We start from the raw sequence: 21406 nt of genomic DNA on the forward strand, positions 1-21406 counted from the left end.
CGATCCTTAGCCTTTTTGCTCCTGTTGCTGAAGGCAGGCCTGGAAGATTGTATCTCTGAAATCCACGATTGCCTTTTCTTTGTACTTGGGAGATGAGTAGGCGCTCTCTTTGTACGCACCATCAATAAGCATTTTGAAGACTCTGGACGTATAGCTGTTATCGGTCACGGACGCTTCGTACATTTTTGCCATGGGAACGCCGTTTTGGCGGGCCTTCATCACAGATTCGGCCATCTTATCCATTTGAGGGCAGTCGTATGCTTTGTCTGCCGCAATGGCAGATGAGGCCGTAACCGTCGAGATAAGAACGGCTGCGATCATTGCTTTCATTGGATCCCTCCCATAATTGAGCCAGCACTTTACCATCCGGGGCGTATAGCCACCATCGATGGGCCGGGGAGGGCGGATACAAGAAGCCCGGCGCTAGGCCGGGCTGGAGTCGATCTAAGAGATCAGCCTCTGAACTCTCTTGCAAGGGATACTAGGTCAAGGGCGGCGTATCGATCGCTAGACTTTACGGGGTAAGTGGAATAGACATAATCGATGAAATCGTTGAAGTACATTCTTTTAGTTTTTTCAATTACAGCATCAAGGATCTCTTCGTCTCTCTCGGACAATTCTATCTTTCGATAATCGCCGGAATAAGAAACTAAGTACTTGGTCGATCCGTATGGGTTTTCTTGAGCGGAAATTGAAAAGCCTCGACTATTTCTCACAGAATCAACTATATCGTCCACGTATGGGCCGTAATGATTGAATATCCATCTGACATCTGTCATTTGATCGTCATCTAGCAAAGACGAAAACCAGTCTGCTAAGTACACTAACTTTGTAAGTCGAGCCTTAGATAGTTCATGCTTATACGGATATGTATGGCAGAGGTAAGCCACTATGTTCTGTAATCTGTTCATTGCATACCCCCCTTAAAGCTTTGAAGAAAATCTTTCTCTACCGACGACGGTGCTGTTTTAATGTGCGCTTCTCGATTTAGATCAAGGCCATCTCTCAGAAATTTAGAGTGCATGCCTTGATAGTCGGCACAGTATTTGAAAATGTCGCGTTCAATATTTCCATCGCATCCATCAAAAAAGTCCTCGTTAGCGCTCTCAAAGACAATAACACCGGTATGTGAGTCAGCGTCCGATATCGCGACCGCCACATATCTGCAGCTTTTCATAGCGAAACCGAGTGCTTGAGCTTCTTTGAAACCATACGTTTTTTCCATGTGCAAAAGGTATTCTGCCTTTTTTTCAAAGATCGGGCAATCCCTTTCCACATGCCGTTTATGTTGCCAAGCTTTACCTATAACTCCCTGATTCGAAGAAAATTTAAGACGATTAGATTTCGAATAAACAGGATTTTGGGAGTATCGAGCGAGAAGGTAAAAGTCGTTGCCATGTTCGTAATATATGGAAACACGATCATGAGTTGACAGTCCAACATTTTTGCAGGCGGCTTTTAGGTGGGTTGTTACAAGCTCGGTGTGCAATTTGCGAAGTGACGATCTAAGTGACTCTATTGACTCTTGCGAGCTATTAATGGCGTCGTTTAAAGATGGAATGGTATCGGTTTCCATTTCCAAGGTTTCAATTTTCTTCTTCAAAGCTGCAGAGTCGAAAAAGGTCCCAACTGAACCGATGATGAAAAGAACTGCACCTCCAAACATCCATAGCACTGGGTGTAAAATATAGATAACTGATATATCAAGCCAACTTTCTAGGTCCTTTAATTTATCAGCCGCATTATAATTTCCTGCTAAAGCACCTCCAAAAGCTAATGTTATCGTTCCTAGGGCGGTTAATACGATGTAGATTCCATCACCAATTGATGAGCCAAGCCTGCCCAGTAAGTTTGTATCACTTGCAAATCCAAATTCTGAAAAAATTCCCTTTTTCATATTGCACGCTTTTTGTCTTTGGTTGATATTTTGGGTTGTTTCTTTTTGCAGCGAAAAGCTTCCAAAATTCGCATCATCCATGTACACCATAGAAGTGGTTTAGCGCTATTAGCTCAACCACTGCCACGAATGCGCAGAGCACAACGAAGCCAGGGCTGAAGACTCGCTTGCGGTTGGATGAACCATCACCCAGCCAGAACGCGCCGGTGCAGGCGATAAAAACGGCCATGAACGCCAGCCAGGCCCAGACCCAGTACTTGCTCCAGAAGCTCTGCTCTCGCCATGCTGTCATTTGCTTTGTTCCACATCGCGATTGACCCGCCCAGCTTTCACTTCCTCGGCGCACGCGTCTTTCAGGTTTGGACGTAGCTCTTGGTTTGGTTGGGTCAGGGACATAACGTCACACCGGTTGTCCGTTCCACACGTAAAGCACCCGAGCCAGGATATGGGTGTCGTCCACCCGGATGTCCTCGGGGTCGTGGTGCTTGTTGTCCGAAATCATCTTGAAGCGATCCTTGCCTTTCTTCTGCAAGCGCTTCACGTACAGCATGTCGTCGTGGGAGAAGAGGTAGATGCCATCCCCCGTGAACTCCCGGATCGTGATGTCAACGAGCAGGGGGTCGCGATCCTTGATCGTCGGGGCCATTGACTGTCCCCACCCAGTGATCATCTTGAGATGGAAGTGCTCTTTGAAGGTTACGCCCAGGTCACGCAGGTGCTTGGGGCTGACCCTTATGTCCTGGAGCATTTCCGGGTATTCGTGCGGGATCTGCCCGCCGCCCATGGCTGCGCGAACGTCGTAGTGGGCAATCCACACCTCGTCACCAACTTGGCCTGGGCGAGAGAAGTCGACGTGGATGACGTTTCCTGAATCGCTTTGTTCTGCGGCGGCCAGCAACCTGGCGCGAGCTTCATCTGAAAGGCTTTTGCCTTTCGTCGCCAGCATCTGCCGAACCATGTCTGCGGCAGAAGACGTCATTGAGCGCCCATCATTACTGCCTTGAATGGCAGATACGTCGTTAGTGTCTTCGAGGTTTTCGTAGGAGAAGCCTGGGCGTAAGCCCCAGTGTTCAGGCCCCACGACGTCAGAGAAATAGGCGATCACATCCATCAGCTTTGACTTGTCGATCCTGCCGTTTTTCACCCAGCCCTGTATCGACGGAGGCTTCACGGAGAAGTCGTCTGCGAGGTTCTTTTTCGATACGCCCTTGGCGATCCGCGCGGCCTCAATGGCGGCGCCTAATTCTGGTCCGGTAAGCATTGCCTAATTAAGCCTATTGCGCTGTTGGTTAGGCAATGGCTTGCCCGTGATAAGGTAATGCCTTATATTCGACACAAATCTCCAGGAGAGAACTCATGAAATCAGCAGAAGCGGCCAAAGAAGCGTCTCGCTTGCTGGGTAGTCAGGTGGAAATGGCGCGCCTGCTGCAGGTAACTGCACCCACCGTTAACCAGTGGTGTTCCGGCGAGCGACCAGTTCCAGCAAAGCGCGCAGTTCAAATCGAAGTGCTGACCGGTGGCGTCGTAAATCGTACTGACCTCTGCCCATCTTTTCCGTGGGGGCAAATCGCTTCGCCCCCTGTTGAGACTTCGCAGCAGTCCGCCGCCTGACATCCCTGTCCGCTGTTCCGTTGAGCAAATGATCGCCTCTGCACCTGCAGGGCGCCACGTAAAGAATTTCGAGGTGTTACATGCAGGAATTGATGAAGGCGATCTATGACGTGGTGGACGACCACGGAGCAGGGCGAATTGCAGAGGGCGCCAGCTTCTCTTCGAAGACGCTGCTTTCCCAGAAGGCGAACCCGGACTACGACAGCCACAAGCTGAACGTCCAGGAGTTGCACCGGATTATGAAGTTCACCCAGGACTTCCGCCCGCTGAAGGCTTGGGCCGAGGCTTTCGGCTTCGACCTGGTGCCGAAGGACAAGCCCGAGGGCATAAACCTCAACTCCGCGCTGCTGCGCTTGCACGCCGATCTGGCTGACGTGACCCGACTTGCTTTCGACGCCCAGGCCGATGGCCGGGTTTGCACTCGCGAGAAGTCCGAACTGCTCAAGGAAGCTGAGGAAGTGATCGTCAGCCTGGAAGTGTTCAAGCAGTCCGTGAAGGCCGCCTGAATTACAGACACAAAAAAGCCACCGGACGAGGGTGGCTTTTTCTACAGCGGTAAACAACTGGAGCGAATCATGCACCAACACACCGAATCGATCAATACCCCCAACAATCTCGCGCCACGTTTTTCGCAATCTGAAAACGTGGCGCGGACTATGTCGTCACGCGAAATTGCGAATGTCACCGGAAAGCGCCACAACAATGTGAAGCGCGACATCGTATCCATGCTTACCGACCTTGAAGAAGATGCGCTCAGTTTTGAGCACATCTATTTGGACGGGTACAAGCGGGAGCAGGTCGAGTATCTGCTTGATCGCGAGCTGACAGATACCTTGCTCACCGGTTACAGCGCCAAGATGCGCCGCGCTGTTATTCGTCGCTGGGCTGAACTGGAGGGGCACAACGCAGCACGTCAGGCTGTGATCGCCAACGGCACGAAGGTCGTCGGTGAACTCGCAATCTTGGAATGCTTCACGCGCCTGCTGAAGCCTGCGCCATCCAGCCAAGTGATGATGCTCGCCCAGATCGCCACCAACAACGGCCTGGATACCAAATTTCTCCCAGGCTATGCCGTGGACGCTGCGCCTGACGCCGCTGGCGGATCTTCGATGCCGACCAAGGCAATCACCGCCCTGATCAAAGATCACACCATCGCCAGCACCGCCCGCGCTTTCAACCTTGCACTCAAGGCTCACGGCTTCCTGACTCTGCTGCAGCGCAAAAACTCCAAGCAAGAAATGGTCGACTTCTGGTCCGTGACCGAGAAGGGCCTGGCCTATGGCAAGAACCTCACCAGCCCTCAATGCCCCCGCGAGACGCAGCCTCACTGGTACGTGGATCGCTTCCTTGAATTGGCCGCTAAGGTCGGGAAGGCCTGACATGCAATACACCGTCACGATTAACCAGGTGAAGGCGCTGGAGTGGGGGCTGAATTCTCAGCAGGCCCTGCTGTTTGCCTTCGTCTACGGCTGCCCGAGCTGGACCAAGCCAATCAAGACCGATGACGGGGTCTTCTTCGCGCTGAGCAACCCGAAGTACCCGGCGCGATACGTGCTGGAAGGCGACGAGCTATCGATCTGGGGCGTGATCACCAGCACTGTGCGCAGCCATGTCTAATCCGCCAGTATTCGCTCTGATCGACTGCAACAGCTTCTACGCAATACAAAGACGCTGGCAAAGCTTGCGAACCACACCGCCAAGCGCTTGCAGGCCCAAACCGGTGGCGTGGTGAACATCACTGATCCAATCAAGCGGGATTGGGTGCTGCGCAATACCGATGTATCCGAGGTCTGGGGTGTTGGCCGAAAAATGAAGCTCCACCTGGACACGATTGGCATCAAGACAGCGATGGACCTGGCCAAGGCTGACCCCTGGACGCTCCGCAAGAAATTCAGTGTTGTGATCGAGAAGACGGCACGGGAACTAGCAGGCACCTCCTGCCTCGAGTTGGATGAGCCCGACCCACCGAAGCAAGAGATCTGCTGCAGTCGCATGTTTGGTAAGCGGCTGACTGACCTGGCGCCTATCAAGGAGGCCGTGGCCACTTACATGATGCGGGCCTCAGAAAAGCTCCGCGCGCAAAACTCGCTCTGCAAGAAAGTCCGGGTCTGCATCCGCACCGGCATGTTCAATCCGGATGAGGCGAAATATGCCAACGGGGTAGTGGTGGATATGCCGTACCCGACCGACGACGTGCGCCTGCTGACCAAGGCCGCCGTAGATGCGCTCGACCACATCTACCGACCAGGATTCAAATACAGCAAGGCCGAGGTGATGTTGCTCAACCTGTGCCAGCCAGGCGAATACACGGACGATCTATTCGCGGTGTCCCAGCCGGCCGAGGCCACCCGAGTAATGACCGTGCTGGACCAGATCAATGAAAGATGGGGTAGGGGAACACTGAGGTCGGCCAGTGTGCCGACGAACCCTGAGTGGGGGATGCGCCGGGAAATGATGAGCCAGAGCTACACGACGAAGCTCGATCAGTTGTGGTCGGTTGCTTGCAAGTAGTGAAGCGCTCAGCGCCAGATCAACTTCACTCGGGCGACATGAGGACGGCCAAAGTCAGCTTGATGAACTCCTCGTTCTCATCGATGGTGTGTAGAGCGCCTCGAATGTTCTCGGCGACTTCAGCAGAGCCGCGCTGCTCCACCCAGCTTGAAAGTTCCATGATCGAGGCTTCAAGGGCCAGCTGGTTTTCGTACAGCTTTGAGAGTAGAGAGGGGAGGAGGTCTGAATTGGGCATCGGTGTTCCTCTGGTTGAGTGAACAGCGTAACAGCCTGAATCCAAGCTAGGAGCGTTATAATTCTTGGCTAGAATTGCATGCCTCGCCGAGGGCTCGAGGGGAAAAGCCATATTTCCCGCCTTCCATGGCGGGGTTTCGAGAGAATCAATCGTCGGCCCCGTGGCCTTCCGACCGCAACGCCTTAGGCGCGGCTGATATAGATTTTGAAGGGTTTGCCAACCGCACGCTGAACCGAGCCATTTTTCAAACGGCGGGTCCAACGAAGGATGAAAGTGCCCCGTTCGTCGGTATAGGTCATGACCTATCTCCTTTGTCTCTGTGGCCACTACTTGTGAGATGGACAGATTCATCGAACGGTACTAGCATACGCACCTGCGGGGATGCATCTGCAAACTGTTCGCCTCTGCGGATAGTGAGTGGATTACTTTCCTGGCAGGTTGATAGCCTGCCACCCTTCCAGTCAGTCACGTCCTACCGTGGCTGACTGGAAATTTACAAATACTTCATCAAGCGCACTTCTTCTCTGCTTCCCAACCTTCCTCTCCATCTTTGAAGAAAAGCTCTGTGTGCTTTTTCTCAAGATGATTGATTTTCTCCAGCAACTCTCTAACAATACTTTTCTGGTTCTGGCTTTCTAGGTACAGATTCCTAAGAGTCATATCGGCAGTCTTTTGGATAGGGTTTTCGCCTGACTCCCATTTCTTAACAGTCTCTTCGGAATACCCGATGACACTAGCCAGAAATTTTCGGGTCAGCTTTATCTCTCCGCGTAGAAAACGGAACTCGTCGCCCGTCAAAAGCGTGTCCTTTCCTACCAAAGATAAAGCAATAGCTTTATGAAGGCCCTTCACGTTTTCGATGTGAAAAACAGGCTTGCCATCATTGGATACGCCAATGGTATAGCCATTCTCAAGCCACACATTCGGCAGACCACAAGCTACATAATGGAACTTGTCCATTTCATTTCACCTCAATTGTTGCAGTCAATACCTCGATCTCAGAACAATCCTGAGCGAGGAAAAAATTCACCCTTACAAGCCCCTCATGGGAGTGGAAGGAGATGTACGCATGGACTCCATCACTGCAGATCTGGAGCCCTCGACTCTCAACTTCACCTTCTGTTAGACAGTCCCATATTTGTGGCATCGGTAGAATCCTAGCGCTAGCTAGGTCGTTGATTTCATTCGAGTAAACGACCTTTTCCAAATCTAGAGCTATAGCATTTACACGCTTTGTCAAATTCCTCGGATGGTCTTCGAATTTCGCTACATTCAGATTTCTGCTGTGCATGCCGTAGGACTCATCCGTCTTTTCTCGATAATAGGTATTTAATACCTGTTTTGCAAGCGTGACTGGAAATTTTTTAGCTGGTATGCCTATAGCGTGCAGTCGGCTATTTTCCATAGGGCGCTAGACTCACTGTATTGAGGAACAAACGATAGATCTGTGCAGTGGCGCACAGATCAGTTCGTGTGAATGCTGTGCTTACAAACATTCAGCGGCAGGACGCCTTAGGAGTGGGTTATGCAGTTCTTGCATGGGCTGAGATTTCCCCGTTGGGACCATTCTTGGAACCAACGGGTACATTTCGGTGTGTTATGGCTGATTACTCATGACGACTTCGCCCAGCAAACACTGATCACCGCTAATCACCATTATGCGTTTCATACCGCATGGTGATGTTAGCTGTGGAGATCAATTACTTTACCTATCAATGGGTTGCGAGCGTGTCGGCAGGAGCCTTCAGGCATGCGTCAACAGCGACATCAAGGCGCGAAACCCGGTCGCTGAGCAGAAAATTTTGGATGTGTGTTGGAATTTGGCGCGCATTGTCGCATATGTCAGGCGACAGTTGTATGTCGAGCGAAGGATGGTTTCACCAACGTCTCCGGCATCGCCAGCCATAAGAGCGCCAGGGCCAGCGCGGCAACGCCGGCGAGTGTCAGGAACGCCGCGTTGTAGCCCGCTTGCTGCACCACGAAACCGGCCAGGCTGCTGCTCAGCGCCGCCCCCAGGCCGAACACGGTGGAGAGGGCGCCCAGGCTGACGTTGAAGCGGCCGGTGCCCTGGGTCAGGTCCTTGACGATCACCGGGAACAACGCGCCGAAAATCCCTGCGCCGATGCCGTCGAGCATTTGCACCGCCACCAGCCAGTAAGGATCGCTGGACAGCGTATAGAGCACACCGCGCAGCGGCAGGATCATGAAACCGGCCATCAGCAAGGGTTTGCGCCCCCAGATGTCGGCCTTGAGCCCGACCAGCCAGGCCATCGGCACCATCACCAATTGCGCGGCGACAATGCAGGCTGATGTCAGCGGCGTGGCCATTTGCAGGTTTATCTGTGAGAGCTTTTGGCTGACCAGCGGCAGCATGGCGGCATTGGCCAAGTGGAAAAGGGCGCAACAGATGGCGAATAACAACAGCGGGCGGTTCGCCAGCAATACCTTGAGGCCGGAAGGTTGTTCATGATCGGTGTGATGCTCAGGATCGAAGCCGCGGGCAACTTCGTGGTCGATCGCTGCTGCTGACACGCAGCTCACTGCCAAGACACTGGCGACTGCCATAAACGCCATCAGGTAAAACACCACCACAGGACCAAACAGGTAGGCCAGGCCACCAGCCAGCAGTGCGGCCACGGCGTTACCCGCGTGGTTGAAGGTTTCGTTACGCCCTGTACGACGGGTGAAGGCGCGTGGCCCGGTAATGCCCAGGGAAATCGCGCTGATCGCCGGAGCGAACACCGAAGCGGCAACAGCACTGGCGGCCTGGGTCAGCGCTACCAGGCCGAAAGAACTGACGAAAGGCAGCAGCACGCAACTGAGGGTCACTACGATGGCGGCCAGCGCAATCACGGCGCGCTTGCTGCGGGTGCGATCAATCAGCGCGCCCGCCGGGCCCTGGGTGAGCAGCGCGGCGATACCGGCCAGGGTCATGACCACGCCGATACTGGCCGGGTCCCATTTATGCACGGCCAGCAGGTAGATGGCGAGGTAGGGGCCCAGGCCATCGCGGACGTCCGCCAAGAAGAAATTGAGGCTGTCCAGGGACAAGGCGTTACGCAGGTCAGACTGTTTGTCCATGGCGAGATCTTCGGAGGCGGCGTTCGAGGGCAGAACGCGCATTGCGTTAATGACCCATGGGATTTGCGATAAGTTTCGCACGCTGCTCGGGGTTTTAATCCATAGGCGCTTGGCTTATTTTCTGAGTCCCGCCGTATTGATTATCTGGAGATGCAATGGACATGCCCTCAGCGCAACAGGCGATTGCCAGCAACAAGGACGCCTGGGACCAATCTGCCAACCTGCATAAAACCACCGACACCTGGAACGCGTTGCTCAACAGCGTGGGTGACGCCGGTTTTTCTTGCCTGGACCCCACCCTTACCGGCTTGCTGCAAGACATCGGCGTGGCCGGCAAGGATGTGGTGCAACTGTGCTGCAACAACGGTCGTGAAACCTTATCGTTATTTGGCCTGGGCGCGCGTTCGGCGGTAGGAGTGGATCAATCACGGGCGTTTCTGCAGCAGGCCCGTGAACTGGCCAGTGTCTCGCCGCACAATCCCGAGTTCATTGAAAGCGATATCCATCACCTGCCGCAGGATTTGCACCAACGCTTCGATATCGCCTTGGTGACTATCGGCGTGCTGGGTTGGATGCCGGATGTGGCGCTGTTCATGCGCCACGTCGCCAGCACCTTGAAACCTGGCGGCACGCTGGTGATGTATGAAACCCATCCGTTCCTGGAGGTGTTTGATCCTCGGGCGCAAAACCCCTTCTTGCCAGCCAGCTCTTACTTCCAGCGCGAGCCCTTTGTGCTGCAGGAGTCAATTGTCTATGAAGGCCAGGGCGAAGTTGCCGGGCCAACGTCCTACTGGTACGTGCACACGTTGGGTGAGGTGGTAAATGCCGCGATCTGCGCGCAGTTACAAATCAGCGACTTGCAGGAATATCCCCACTCCAATCGCGAAGAGCTTTACGACCGGTACGAACACCAGCCTGCGCAATTGCCGATGTGCTTCACCCTGACCGCCATCAAGCGCGCCGATTGAACCGATAGTCGACAGGCAAAAAAAAGCCCGCGAGGAGAGGCGGGCTAAGGGATTCACTGGAGTAGGTAGGCTTCACCCTATAGACCCGAAGGTGAAGGTTTTGTGAAAATACTGTCGCTCATTCGGATGGCGTTCCGATCAGGCGCGCCGCACGAAAGTGCGCATGGTTTGACCTGGGCCAGTACTGAACGCAATTGGCCTGGGCATACTTTCATCGGCTGCAATAAACACGAATTCATCCTCTTCAAGGCGATAACTGGCAGGCAAGTGCTTGCCCGCGTCATCCCCTATGGAGTCGACCCAGGTAATGCTCTTGGGAACGGTGCTGCTGTCCAGGGAAAACCGGCCAGCCAGCAATACCTCGCCGCTGACGGTCTTCACTTCGAATCGGTCGCCGGTAATAGTGGTGATTGCACCCGGGGCGCTGTGGGCATCGACGGGGTTGGGCACGCCATTGTCTTCGAGCGCTATTTGCTCCCAGGCACCTTGAAGGGCTTGGAAATCGGGGTCTGTTATGGATGACATACAAATTCCTTTTTGCTGAAGGGGGTTCCGTCGTTCATTAGAGGAAATGCAGCATTTCTTATTACTTTTTGCGTAATTACGCGTAGGAATAATCCTATTTTTTAGTTTTCACAGAAATTCTTCCTTAAAAGACAGGCAATTCGCGTTACGTTGCCTGGCCTCCGGGTAACGTCTTGTAACGGACCTCCTTTACGCTCGGTGCCTGTCAGTCATGACACCCGTGTCACTGAAATGAAGCCTCTTGTTGCTTAGGTGTAATGCTTCAGTGGATGGGGGTGGTCCCTTTGCCGGCAGAGGGCCGCGTAATGCTCCGGCCCGGACGTTGCCCCCTGTTTATTCAGTCGCTATCCAGGTCTGTGTTTTATGGGCGCTGGATTTCAACTCACCAGGGTGTATTAATTTTGAATAACACTCCCCAGCTGCATCGCCATTTACCGTCGGATGAAATCGATCTCTTTGAACTGTTCGGTGCTATCTGGAAGCAAAAAAAACTGGTCATTGGTTGCACGATCCTGGCGGGCCTTCTGGGAGTAGGCTACGCGTATCTTGCGACCCCGGTTTACCAGGTCAGCAGTGTGCTGCGGCCTGCCGCAATCAATGAACTGGATGCCCTCAACCGTTCCGAAGTGTACAAGCTACCGCCGGCCGAGGCGCTGAGCAAAGTAGGCGCACAGTTGGACTCATACGAAGCGCGCCTGGGCTTCTTCAGGGCCAATCCCGCGCTGTTCGAGGCGTTTGAGCAGCCTGGGCGCAGCCTGGAGCAGAGCTTTGAGACATTCAACAATAATGCCATTCGCCTGGTGCTGCCGGACCCCAAGAAGCCTGACGTCCTCAACACGTCCATCCGCTTGGAAATGCAGTACCCCAATGGGATCGACGGGGTGGCAATTCTCAACGGGTTTGTGGCTTACGCCATCGCGCAGCAGCGCGATCAGGTGGGGGCGGACCTCAAGGTGATCGTCAACAATCGCCTCAATGAGCTCAAAGGCAAGATCGATGCGGCACGTGCCAACTATGAAGCAGGCAAAACGTCGCAAATCGCCAGATTGCTGGAGTCGGATAAAGTCAAACGCGCTCAGTTGCAAGACGAGCTCACCGCGTTACGCCTGCAGATGAGGACGCAACGCACCAATCGGCTGGCCGAACTGGCTGAGGCTATCTCGATAGCCAAGTCAATCGGCATCAAGCACCCCACCACGCCTTCTGCCATGGGCGCTGATGCACTTCGTGGCGCGAACCAAGTGATGCGCACTGAAGTGACCAACCAGAAGATTCCGTTGTACTTCATGGGCACCGAGGCGTTGCAAGCCGAGCGGACCGCGTTGACCCAACGAACCAATGATGATTTTACCAACAGTCGCATTGCTGATATTGGCAAGGAATTGCGCATGCTTGACGTCAATCGCCAAGTGGAGGTCCTCGAAAGCCGTAAAGATGAAGACATATTCCTGCAAGACGTTGAACCCCTCTGGGCAGAGGAGGCCCGGCTGCGTGGCCTGAATATCGACATGAGTGCGCTGAAACTGGTGACAGTCGACCGGCAGGCGCAGGAGCCCTTGAACCCAATCAAGCCAAGGAAGGCCTTGATCATTGCATTGAGCTTGGTGGCAGGGCTGATGTTGGGCGTGTTGGTGGCGTTGATCCGGCATTTCGTCCAAGTTCGTCGGGAATCCGGACCCTTTTCTGTGTTAGATGAGCGTCGGCTGCCACGCCAATAGGACGGGCCGAACCCCTCGCGGGCTTGCCACACAACAAGCCCGCCCATCACATTCACAAGACAGCTTTTCACAATTCTTGTTTAACTTTTGGTTACAACTTGTGGCTAAATAACGGCAAAGGGCTACGGGTCGGATTGTCACTTAGCCGGTCGTGCCGATTGTGTGAATTGTGATTTCAGGTGTTGCTCTCCAACCTCGGCCGTAGTGGGCACGCAGGAGCTGCCTGTTTTCTTCTGACGTGTGACGAATCCCCGTGAAACTCATCATTGTAATGCTCTACGTTGCCTCGATTGCCTATGTACACCTGCGCGGTCGGGTGCGGCATAAGCTAGGCCGCCAACTCAGTGATCATTCGACCTTCCTGGCACCGGTCAACTGCTTTCTCTACCTCTTCTCTAAACTGCCCAGCCGACCTTATCTGTCGCCCGGCGATTTCCCGGACCTGAGCCCGCTGCAGGCGCACTGGCAAGAAATCCGCCAGGAAGGCCTGGCCCTGATGCGCGCCGGGGAGATCAAGCGCTCGGACCAGTACAACGACGTAGGTTTCAATTCCTTCTTTAAATCCGGTTGGAAGCGCTTTTACTTGAAATGGTATGGCGACAGCCATCCTTCCGCGATGAAGCTCTGCCCGCGCACCACTGAGCTGGTCCAGGGCATTGGCTCGATCAAGGCCGCGATGTTCGCCGAACTGCCGCCAGGTTCCAGGCTGGTGCGCCACCGCGACCCGTATGCAGGCTCGTATCGCTATCACTTGGGCTTGGATACCCCGAATGACCCGGGCTGCTACATCAATGTGGATGGCGAAAACTACTACTGGCGTGATGGCGAGCCGGTGATGTTCGACGAGACCTACATTCACTACGCCGAAAACACCACGCAGCAGAACCGCATCATCCTGTTCTGCGATATCGAGCGTCCGATGAAGTACCGCTGGGCCGCGGCGTTCAATCGCTGGTTCAGCCGTACCGTCATGGCCGCTGCGGGCTCGCCTAACGATGCCGGTGACCAGACCGGGGGGCTCAACCGCGCCTTCGCGCGCCTTTATAAAATCCGTCTGCGCGGCAAAGCGCTGAAAAAGCGCAACCGCATGCGCTACTACCTGGAAAAGTGGGCGATCTTCGCTGGGTTGGCGTTGATCTTTGTACTGATCTGAGGCGCACTCTGGGCGCTCTTCACGGCGGTGGATGGGCGCCCAGCTTATCCCACATCTTCTTGCTGATTTTCTGGCGATTGGCATACCCGTCCCAGGGATCAACCTTCAACGCCTTTAAACGCTCATGCACGTTGGCGACCGTCCATTGCTGGGCACCACGCAAGCCCTTCAATTCCTCACGACTGACCGGCACCGACACCGGCAATCCAGGCCGCGCACGCACGGAGTAGGCTGCCACGGTACTGGCGCCTCGAGCATTGCGCAGGTAGTCGATAAAGATCTTGCCGACACGGTTTTTGGGCCCTGACGTTGCGGTAAAACGCTCCGGCAATTGCGCGGTCATGAACTGGGCAATGGCCTTGGCGAATGCCTTGACGGTGTCCCAATTGTCGCGCCGCGCCAGTGGCACGACCAGGTGCAGGCCCTTGCCACCGCTGGTCTTGACGAACGCTTGCAGTCCCAATTCGTCAAGCACCGACAGCGTGAGCTGCGCCGCCTCCAACATGGCTTTCCAAGGCAGTGCCGGGTCGGGGTCGAGATCGAGCACAAACAGGTCCGGGGTTTCGATCTTGTCGGTGGTGCCGCCCCAGGTGTGGAACTCCACGGTGCCCATTTGCACCGCACCGATCAATGCAGCGGCGCTGTCGATTTCCATCAGGCGTGCATGGCCAGGGTCGAGCGCCTGATCCAGTTGCTTGATGTTAGGAATCGCGAGCCGCTCGGAATGCTTCTGGAAGAACTGCTCGCCTTCAATGCCCTCAGGCGCTCTGAGCAGCGAAACCGGACGGTGCCGCAGGAAGGGCAGAATCCATTGGCTGATGCTGTCGTAGAACTGCGCCAGTTGCTGTTTTTGCGTACCGGTTTGCTTATCGATTACGCGGTCGGGATGGGTGATGTTCACGTTGCCGCTGGTTTTTTTTGCGGTTTTCATGGATTTGGCCGTGCGCGGTTGCTCATGAATGATCTGCGCAGCCGGTTTATCGGTCCGCATGCCGACGAACGCGGCCTGGCGAACCACGCCTTCCCGGGTCCATTCGGCAAATTGCACCTCGCCAACCAGCGTCGGCTGCACCCAATGCACACCGCGGGCCTGGGCGCTGGTCAGCGGTTTTTCCAGGGGGGACGTGCTGCACTCCAATGGCGTAAGTTGCGCGTAGATCGACTTCAGCGACGCCTGATCAAAGCCTGTGCCCACCCGCCCGGCGTACACCAGCCCGGAATCATCATTCACCGCCAGCAACAGCGCCCCGAAACCACTGCGTGAGCCCTGCGGCCGGGTGTAGCCAACAATCACAAACTCTTGGCGCAAGCGGCATTTGAGCTTGATCCAATCGGCACTGCGACTCGACACGTAGGGGCTGCCCAGGCGTTTACCGATCACGCCTTCCAGGGCCAGGTCGCATGCGCTTTCAAAGATGTCACGATGGTGCGCAGTGAACGCTTCGGAGAAGCGCAGCAACTTGCTTCGACTACCGGCCAGCGCGGCCTTGAGGGCTGCGCGGCGCTCCTCGACAGGCGCCTGGCGTTGGTCCTGGCCATTGAGGAACGGCGCATCGAACAGGTAGTAGACAATGTCCAGGCTGCGCCCAATATCAAACGCGTTTTGCAGCGCCTGGAAGTCCGGCAGGCCGTCGCCGTTTAGGCTGACCACCTCACCGTCGAGCCAGCTGTCCTTGAGTTTCAGCGCTTGCAGGGCCTTGGCTTGACGGGGCAGGCGTTCGGTCCAGTCATGGCCATTGCGGGTGAACAGGCGTACCTCGCCGTCACGAATGCGCGCGAGCATGCGGTAACCGTCGAACTTGATTTCGTAATGCCAGTCGCCTTCTGGCGCGCGGTCCACCAGCGTGGCCAATTGCGGGGCGAATTGCTCGGGGAGGGTGGCTACGGTTTTTTGCGGCTTGGGCTTGGGTTTGGCTTTAGCGTTGGGTTTGCCGACCGAGGCGTTGCTGAGCACGCTGTTCGGTTGGGCCTGGACAATATCGTAGTCATCGGCAGGACGTGCCTGTGCGTCCTTTTCCTTGATCAGCAGCCATTGTTGTTTATCGCCGCTGCCCTTCAGGCGCGTGCGCACCAGGGTCCAGTCGCCTGAGAGCTTCTCGCCAACCAAGGTGAATTTGAGCTTGCCGGCGGCGTAGGCCTTATGCGGGTCGTCATGGGGTTGCCACACGCCGCGGTCCCACACGATAACGTCGCCTGCGCCGTACTGACCCGCCGGAATATTGCCTTCGAAGCTGCCATAGCCGAGGGGGTGATCTTCAACGTGGACGGCCAGGCGTTTCTGGCTCGGGTCCAGGCTCGGGCCTTTGGGTACCGCCCAACTGAGCAACACGCCATTAAGCTCCAGGCGGAAGTCATAGTGCAGGTTGCGCGCGTCATGTTTCTGGATCACGAAGGACAGCGCCGAGGCCTTCCGTTTGCCGGCGGGCGCACTGCCTGCCGGTTCGGCGGTAATCCCGAAGTCGCGTTTTCGGTTGTAGTCGCTGAGGGGCTTTGGCATGACTTATGAGGCCTTGGTAGATTTCTTCACCGCAGGCTTCTTCGCCGGCTTACCGGCCAGGCTGCGCTTGAGCAATTCCGTCAGGTCAATCACATCGGCAGATTTACGCTCCTCACCGTCCGTGCTGCTTTCCACGTCCTCGATCTTGCCGGCCTTGGCCTTCTTGGCCACCAGCGCCATGATTTTCTCTTGGAAGCTGTCGCGGTAGTCATCCGGTTGCCAGTCGGCGCTCATGTCTTCCACCAGACGCTTGGCCATGTCCAACTCACCTTTGGCCAATGTGGGTTTGGTCACGTCGCTGCCCAGTTCCAGATCGTCCAGGCTGCGCACCTCGGCGGGCCAGCGCAACATCACCAGTATCAAGGCCGAGTCCAGGGGCATCAATGCGGCCAAGTGTTGCTTGGTGTGCAGCACCACATTGGCCAGGGCGACTTTACCGGTTTTTTTAAGGGTTTCCCTGAGCAACGCATACACCTTGCCGCCGCGTTTGTCCGGGGCGAGAAAGTAGGGGGTGTCGATGTTCTGCAACGGAATCTGGTCGCTGGCAACAAAAGCGATGATTTCAATGGTCTGGGTCGACTTGGGGTGGGCCGAGCGGATTTCTTCTTCGCTGAGCACCACGTAACGGCCTTTCTCGAACGCGACGCCTTTGACGATGTTCTCTTTCGTCACTTCCTTGCCGGTGGTCTTGTTGATGCGCTTATAGCCCACCGGGTCCATGCTGCGTTTGTCGAGCCAGTCAAAGTCAACGCCCTGTGATGATGTGGCCGAGACCAGTGACACCGGTATATGCACCAGGCCAAAGCTGATGGCGCCTTTCCAGATTGCCCGTGGCATATGTGCGATTCCTTACATAGAGGCTGTGTTCTGGTGACTCGGACCCTGTGCGAAAAGTTTCCACGAACAGATGCACGGACAGATCGTGTTACACCTGATGAGAAACTATTTAGTGTCGAAAGCCGAACCTGAGGCGTAGCGTGTTATCGAAAGCACGTACTCCTCGCCCCAGAGAGGCTTTGTCATGAACAGCTGTGTGCGTCACGTTGCGGCGCTGGTGTTGAGTTTGGCCCTTGCCCCTTTGGCCTATGCGCAAAACCTGCCCGGCAACAACAACTCCAACAACGGTCCGATTCACCGGGCCAACCCCAATAGCATGCAGGGCACCCAGCCCAATGCGCCGGCCATTCGCGGTATTCAGACTGGGCCGACCACACGTACGCCGACCCTGGAGAACGGCGGCATCGGCAACCGCTATCCCCAGCGCGATGCCACCCCGAACCGCCCGGCCACCGAAACCAAAGCCCCTACTTATGACGCCAGCGGCAATCGCCGGTAAGGATCCCGCCTTATGTTTCTACGCAAAACCTTGTTAGCCGCCGTTTGCGCAACCACGCTGCTGCCGTTGACGGCCGCTGTCGCCGCCGACGCCCAGCAGTTTCCCAGCGAACAAGGCAGCATCACTGCCACCCCGATTGCCAAAGGCCTGGACCATCCATGGGCGGTGGCCTTTCTGCCGGACAAGCAAGGCTTCCTGGTGACGGAACGCCCCGGCCACCTGCGCTTTGTCAGCCCGGACGGCAAGCTCTCCGCGCCACTCAAGGGCGTGCCTGAAGTGTGGGCCAAAGGGCAGGGCGGTCTGCTCGACGTGGTGCTGTCGCCGGATTTCAAACAGGACCGCATGGTCTACCTGTCCTACGCGGAAGGCGGCGGCGAGGGCGGCACGGCCGGCACTGCAGTGGGCCGTGGTCGCCTGGCGGCTGACCTCAGTGGCTTGACCGACTTCAAAGTGATCCTGCGCCAGGAGCCTAAGCTGTCCACCGGCAATCACTTCGGCTCGCGCTTGGCCTTCGACCGTGACGGCTACCTGTTCGTGACCCTTGGGGAAAACAACGATCGTCCGACGGCCCAGGACCTGGACAAGTTGCAAGGCAAGGTCGTGCGCATCTACCCGGACGGCCGCGTGCCGGATGACAACCCGTTTGTCGGCCAGCAAGGCGTACGCCCGGAGATCTGGTCCTACGGCCAACGTAATCCCCAGGGCCTGGCATTGAACCCGTGGAGCGGCACGATCTGGGAAAACGAACATGGGCCGCGCGGCGGCGATGAGATCAACATCATCGAACGGGGCAAGAATTACGGCTGGCCGCTGGCAACCCATGGCATCAACTATTCGCTGACACCCATACCCGAAGCCAAGGGCAAGACGGTGGAGGGCACGGTGCCGCCGCATCACGTCTGGGAGAAATCACCGGGGATCAGCGGGATGGCGTTTTACGATGCAGACCGCTTCAGAGCCTGGCAGCACAACGTATTTATTGGCGCGCTGGCCAGCCAGGAGTTGATTCGGTTGCAGTTCGATGGCGACAAGGTCGTTCACGAGGAGCGTTTGCTGGGCGGCTTGAAAGCGCGGATCCGCGATGTGCGGCAGGGGCCCGATGGCTTTTTGTACGTGCTGACGGATGAGGAGGATGGCGTGCTGTATCGGGTTGGGCTGAATCAGGACTGAGGTAGGCCGACACGTCCATGTGTGAGCTGGCTTGCCTGCCATGCAGGCACCTCGGTGTATCGCAGGCAAGCCAGTTCCAAAGGGTTACAAGCCCAGGTCGGACAGCCCCGGATGATCATCCGGGCGCCGGCCCAGCGGCCAGTGGAACTTGCGTTCGCTTTCCTTGATCGGCAGGTCGTTGATGCAAGCAAAACGATTGGCCATCAAGCCGTTCTCATCGAATTCCCAGTTCTCGTTGCCATAAGAGCGGAACCAGTTACCCGAATCGTCGTGCCACTCATAGGCATAGCGCACCGCGATGCGGTTATCGGTGAACGCCCACAGCTCCTTGATCAGCCGATAATCCAGCTCCTTGGCCCACTTACGGGTCAGAAAGCCTTTGGCTTCTTCGCGGTTATGCGCGAATTCGGCACGGTTGCGCCACTGCGTGTCCAGGGTGTAGGCCAGGGACACCCGTTGCGGGTCGCGCGAATTCCAGCCGTCCTCGGCCAGGCGCACTTTTTCGATGGCCGACGCGCGGGTAAACGGCGGCAAGGGCGGACGTGTTTCTGCAATTGATGACATCGGGCAATTCCTCAAACAATAGGTTTTATCGAGCGTTGCGCCTGCCAGTGCGTTCAAAGTCCCAATAACGTTTGCGCCATGCATTGCGCATTATCGGCCGCTGTTGAATCGCCCATCACCAGGGCAACGGTAATGGCGCCATCGATCAGGATCAGCAGTTGCGCGGCCTGCCGTTCAGGGTCGGGGGTACCATGTGCCTGACACAGTTCAAGTGCATACTCGAACAGTTTTTGTTTATGCGCCTTGGCCAGCAGGCGCACCGGGTCTTGCGGGTCGCCGGTTTCGCCACTGGTGTTGATAAAGGCGCAGCCACGAAAATCCGCAGTACCGAACCAGGCCTTGAGCGCGCTGAACAGCGCAAGCAGGCGCTCACCTGTGCCTTCGCTGCGCTCCACCTCGTCGCGCAGCCACTGCATCCAGCGCTCATCGCGGCGCTGCAGAGCGGCAATCACCAGTTCGTCTTTATTGGCGAAGTAGCGGTAAATGCTTTTTCTCGAGACACCGGCGGTTTTCACCAGGAAGTCCATGCCGGTGGCGGCGATACCATGGCGGTAGATCAACTTTTCGGTGACGTCGAGGATGATTTCGCGGGTTTCATTACTGATCATGTCGTTCATGTGGCGAACAGTAGAACGATCGTTCTTCTTGGTCAATTAAATTTTTTCCATGCCGCACAGCGAGACCTGAGCACCCCCATGGTGTAAGCTCGGGGCCTCTTCGGATTCGACCCATTGCGAGCCTTATGCCGTCGTTCTTCAAACGCTCCCTGTTGCCCAAACTGCGCGGTTTCCCCCTCACTCCCGACGCCCTTGAGGTGCTGTCCGGCGCCGACGCGTATCGCCGTTGCCTGCTGGAGAAGATTGCCCAGGCCACGCGACGTATCTACATTGTTGCGCTGTACTTGCAGCAGGACGAGGCGGGGCAGGAGATCTACGATGCGCTGCACGCGGCCAAGGCTGCGCGGCCGGCGTTGGACATCGTGGTGGTGGTCGACTGGCTGCGCGCCCAGCGCGGTTTGATCGGCGCCGGCAAACAGCCAGGCAACAGCGCCTGGTATCAGTCCATGACCCACAGCCACAGCACTGAAGTGCCGGTGTATGGCGTACCGGTGCAAACCCGCGAGTTGTTCGGCGTGCTGCACCTCAAGGGCTTTGTGATCGACGACACGGTGCTGTACAGCGGTGCCAGCCTGAATAACGTGTACCTGCACAAGTTCGACAAGTACCGCTTCGACCGTTACCACCTGATCCACAGCCAGCCGCTCGCCGACTCGATGCAGCACCTGGTGGAACACGGGCTTGTCGCCTCCAAGGCAGTTAATCGCCTGGACCTGCCCAATCCCCCGACCACGCGCAGCTTGCGCAATGATATCGGCGACTTGCGCAGCCGTTTGAAACACGCGACCTACGACACCACGACGGGACAGTTGCCCAATGGTCACCTGTCGGTCAGCCCGTTACTCGGGGTTGGCAAGAACAACCCGCTGAACCGGGTGATCCTCGAACTGATCGCCAGCGCCCAGCATCAGTTGACCATCTGCACGCCGTACTTCAACCTGCCGCTGCCGGTGACTCGCGAAATCAACCGCGCCCTGGCGCGGGGTGTGAAGGTCGACATCATCGTCGGCGACAAGACCGCCAACGACTTCTACATTCCGCCGAGCGAGCCGTTCAAAGTCATTGCCGCGCTGCCCTACCTCTACGAAATCAGCCTGCGCCGCTTCGCCAAGCGGCATCAGCGCGACATCGACCACGGCCATTTGAACCTGCACCTGTGGCACGACGGCGACAACACCTACCACCTCAAGGGCATGTGGGTCGACCAGCGCTACACGTTGCTCACCGGCAACAATCTCAACCCGCGAGCGTTCCGCCTCGACTTGGAAAACGCTTTGCTGATCGACGACCCGCAAGGCCAGTGGCTTGAACCACGCCGCACCGAGCTGGCGCAGATTTTCCAGCACACCACGCGTATCGAGCGTTATCAGGACCTGCAAACGCTGCTGGACTACCCGGAGGCGGTCGGCAAATTCCTGCGTCGGGTCAGCCGCGTTCGGATCGAGCGGTTGCTGTACCGCATCCTGTAGAACTGCAGGCGAAAAAAAGACCCAGCCCCTCAACAGGGCTGGGTCTTTTTTTAA

At 56.4% G+C, this 21406-nt stretch carries 22 protein-coding genes and 3 pseudogenes; 12 read left to right on the forward strand and 13 right to left on the reverse strand.

The window, feature by feature from the left end; all coding sequences use genetic code 11:
* Nucleotides 1-6: 6 nt before the first annotated feature.
* The 5 genes from JBO08_RS05825 to JBO08_RS05845 form a co-directional block, all read right to left on the reverse strand.
* The gene (locus JBO08_RS05825) at nt 7-330 is read right to left on the reverse strand and encodes a hypothetical protein (RefSeq protein ID WP_028616750.1); all 324 of its coding nucleotides are present in this window, start codon (nt 328-330) and stop codon (nt 7-9) included.
* Between the two features lie 122 nt (nt 331-452).
* Complete coding sequence (locus JBO08_RS28400; RefSeq protein WP_220074321.1) at nt 453-911, reverse strand: Panacea domain-containing protein; 459 nt, start codon at nt 909-911, stop codon at nt 453-455.
* The gene (locus JBO08_RS05835; protein WP_220074320.1) at nt 908-1978 is read right to left on the reverse strand and encodes a hypothetical protein; all 1071 of its coding nucleotides are present in this window, start codon (nt 1976-1978) and stop codon (nt 908-910) included. Before JBO08_RS05835 ends, JBO08_RS28400 begins: the two co-directional genes overlap by 4 nt.
* Nucleotides 1971-2189, reverse strand: coding sequence for a hypothetical protein (locus JBO08_RS05840; RefSeq protein ID WP_220074319.1), 219 nt, complete (start codon nt 2187-2189; stop codon nt 1971-1973). Before JBO08_RS05840 ends, JBO08_RS05835 begins: the two co-directional genes overlap by 8 nt.
* Nucleotides 2190-2297: 108 nt before the next feature.
* Nucleotides 2298-3158: a S24 family peptidase gene (locus tag JBO08_RS05845; RefSeq protein ID WP_220074318.1), complete on the reverse strand. Its 861-nt coding sequence runs from the start codon at nt 3156-3158 to the stop codon at nt 2298-2300.
* Nucleotides 3159-3253: 95 nt separating this feature from the next.
* Here JBO08_RS05845 and JBO08_RS05850 point away from each other — a divergent pair, with 95 nt between their 5' ends.
* The 6 genes and pseudogenes from JBO08_RS05850 to JBO08_RS05875 all read left to right on the forward strand — a co-directional run.
* Complete coding sequence (locus JBO08_RS05850; protein ID WP_220074317.1) at nt 3254-3508, forward strand: Cro/CI family transcriptional regulator; 255 nt, start codon at nt 3254-3256, stop codon at nt 3506-3508.
* A gap of 80 nt (nt 3509-3588) precedes the next feature.
* Nucleotides 3589-4014, forward strand: a complete 426-nt coding sequence (locus JBO08_RS05855) for a phage regulatory CII family protein (RefSeq protein WP_069557334.1) — start codon at nt 3589-3591, stop codon at nt 4012-4014.
* A gap of 69 nt (nt 4015-4083) precedes the next feature.
* Nucleotides 4084-4887 (forward strand): Rha family transcriptional regulator, encoded by an 804-nt coding sequence (locus JBO08_RS05860; RefSeq protein WP_220074316.1) that lies wholly within the window; start codon nt 4084-4086, stop codon nt 4885-4887.
* Between the two features lies 1 nt (nt 4888).
* Nucleotides 4889-5044: pseudogene (locus JBO08_RS05865) on the forward strand (phage replication protein); the annotation flags it as partial.
* A pseudogene (locus JBO08_RS05870) lies at nt 5033-5125 on the forward strand (peptidase S24); the annotation flags it as partial. The pseudogenes JBO08_RS05865 and JBO08_RS05870, both read left to right, overlap by 12 nt.
* 36 nt (nt 5126-5161) lie before the next feature.
* Nucleotides 5162-6019 (forward strand): annotated as a pseudogene (locus tag JBO08_RS05875) (DUF4113 domain-containing protein); the annotation flags it as partial.
* 25 nt (nt 6020-6044) lie between these two features.
* On the opposite strand, the gene JBO08_RS05880 reads toward JBO08_RS05875, so the two are convergent.
* From JBO08_RS05880 to JBO08_RS05890, 3 genes are all read right to left on the reverse strand, one after another.
* Nucleotides 6045-6254 carry a hypothetical protein gene (locus JBO08_RS05880; protein ID WP_220074315.1) on the reverse strand — a complete coding sequence of 70 codons (210 nt, stop codon included), beginning with the start codon at nt 6252-6254 and terminating at the stop codon, nt 6045-6047.
* Between the two features lie 507 nt (nt 6255-6761).
* Nucleotides 6762-7214, reverse strand: a complete 453-nt coding sequence (locus tag JBO08_RS05885) for a transcriptional regulator (protein WP_220074314.1) — start codon at nt 7212-7214, stop codon at nt 6762-6764.
* 882 nt (nt 7215-8096) lie between these two features.
* Nucleotides 8097-9335, reverse strand: a complete 1239-nt coding sequence (locus JBO08_RS05890; protein ID WP_065880456.1) for an MFS transporter — start codon at nt 9333-9335, stop codon at nt 8097-8099.
* Between the two features lie 155 nt (nt 9336-9490).
* Between JBO08_RS05890 and JBO08_RS05895 the strand changes: the two genes are divergently transcribed.
* Complete coding sequence (locus JBO08_RS05895; RefSeq protein ID WP_065873201.1) at nt 9491-10303, forward strand: bifunctional 2-polyprenyl-6-hydroxyphenol methylase/3-demethylubiquinol 3-O-methyltransferase UbiG; 813 nt, start codon at nt 9491-9493, stop codon at nt 10301-10303.
* Between the two features lie 138 nt (nt 10304-10441).
* On the opposite strand, the gene JBO08_RS05900 is transcribed toward JBO08_RS05895, so the two are convergent.
* On the reverse strand, nt 10442-10828 hold the full coding sequence (locus JBO08_RS05900) for a TIGR03067 domain-containing protein (RefSeq protein ID WP_220074313.1): 387 nt from the start codon (nt 10826-10828) through the stop codon (nt 10442-10444).
* Between the two features lie 401 nt (nt 10829-11229).
* On the opposite strand from JBO08_RS05900, the gene JBO08_RS05905 reads away from it, so the two are divergent.
* Nucleotides 11230-12546: an LPS O-antigen chain length determinant protein WzzB gene (locus JBO08_RS05905; protein ID WP_065945993.1), complete on the forward strand. Its 1317-nt coding sequence runs from the start codon at nt 11230-11232 to the stop codon at nt 12544-12546.
* 253 nt (nt 12547-12799) lie between these two features.
* A complete protein-coding gene (gene lpxO, locus JBO08_RS05910; RefSeq protein WP_065873198.1) occupies nt 12800-13699 on the forward strand; it encodes a lipid A hydroxylase LpxO in 900 nt (299 codons plus the stop codon).
* 19 nt (nt 13700-13718) lie between these two features.
* On the opposite strand, the gene ligD is transcribed toward lpxO, so the two are convergent.
* Together ligD and JBO08_RS05920 are read right to left on the reverse strand one after the other, a co-directional pair.
* Nucleotides 13719-16196: a DNA ligase D gene (ligD, locus tag JBO08_RS05915; RefSeq protein WP_220074312.1), complete on the reverse strand. Its 2478-nt coding sequence runs from the start codon at nt 16194-16196 to the stop codon at nt 13719-13721.
* Nucleotides 16197-16199: 3 nt separating this feature from the next.
* Nucleotides 16200-17033 (reverse strand): Ku protein, encoded by an 834-nt coding sequence (locus JBO08_RS05920; protein WP_065873196.1) that lies wholly within the window; start codon nt 17031-17033, stop codon nt 16200-16202.
* Nucleotides 17034-17217: 184 nt separating this feature from the next.
* Here JBO08_RS05920 and JBO08_RS05925 point away from each other — a divergent pair, with 184 nt between their 5' ends.
* Together JBO08_RS05925 and JBO08_RS05930 are read left to right on the forward strand one after the other, a co-directional pair.
* Entirely contained in the window at nt 17218-17532 is a 315-nt protein-coding gene (locus JBO08_RS05925; RefSeq protein ID WP_065873195.1) for a hypothetical protein, read from the forward strand.
* Between the two features lie 12 nt (nt 17533-17544).
* Nucleotides 17545-18702 carry a PQQ-dependent sugar dehydrogenase gene (locus tag JBO08_RS05930; RefSeq protein ID WP_220074311.1) on the forward strand — a complete coding sequence of 386 codons (1158 nt, stop codon included), beginning with the start codon at nt 17545-17547 and terminating at the stop codon, nt 18700-18702.
* 84 nt (nt 18703-18786) lie between these two features.
* Here JBO08_RS05930 and JBO08_RS05935 read toward each other — a convergent pair whose 3' ends face one another.
* Together JBO08_RS05935 and JBO08_RS05940 are read right to left on the reverse strand one after the other, a co-directional pair.
* The gene (locus JBO08_RS05935; protein ID WP_049708495.1) at nt 18787-19266 is read right to left on the reverse strand and encodes a nuclear transport factor 2 family protein; all 480 of its coding nucleotides are present in this window, start codon (nt 19264-19266) and stop codon (nt 18787-18789) included.
* Nucleotides 19267-19319: 53 nt separating this feature from the next.
* Nucleotides 19320-19883, reverse strand: a complete 564-nt coding sequence (locus JBO08_RS05940; protein ID WP_065891018.1) for a TetR/AcrR family transcriptional regulator — start codon at nt 19881-19883, stop codon at nt 19320-19322.
* 125 nt (nt 19884-20008) lie between these two features.
* Between JBO08_RS05940 and pssA the strand changes: the two genes are divergently transcribed.
* On the forward strand, nt 20009-21352 hold the full coding sequence (gene pssA / locus JBO08_RS05945) for a CDP-diacylglycerol--serine O-phosphatidyltransferase (RefSeq protein WP_220074310.1): 1344 nt from the start codon (nt 20009-20011) through the stop codon (nt 21350-21352).
* Nucleotides 21353-21406 lie beyond the last annotated feature (54 nt).

The organism is Pseudomonas sp. LAP_36, assembly GCF_019456785.1.
In the GTDB taxonomy this organism is placed as follows: Bacteria; Pseudomonadota; Gammaproteobacteria; order Pseudomonadales; family Pseudomonadaceae; genus Aquipseudomonas; species Aquipseudomonas tritici.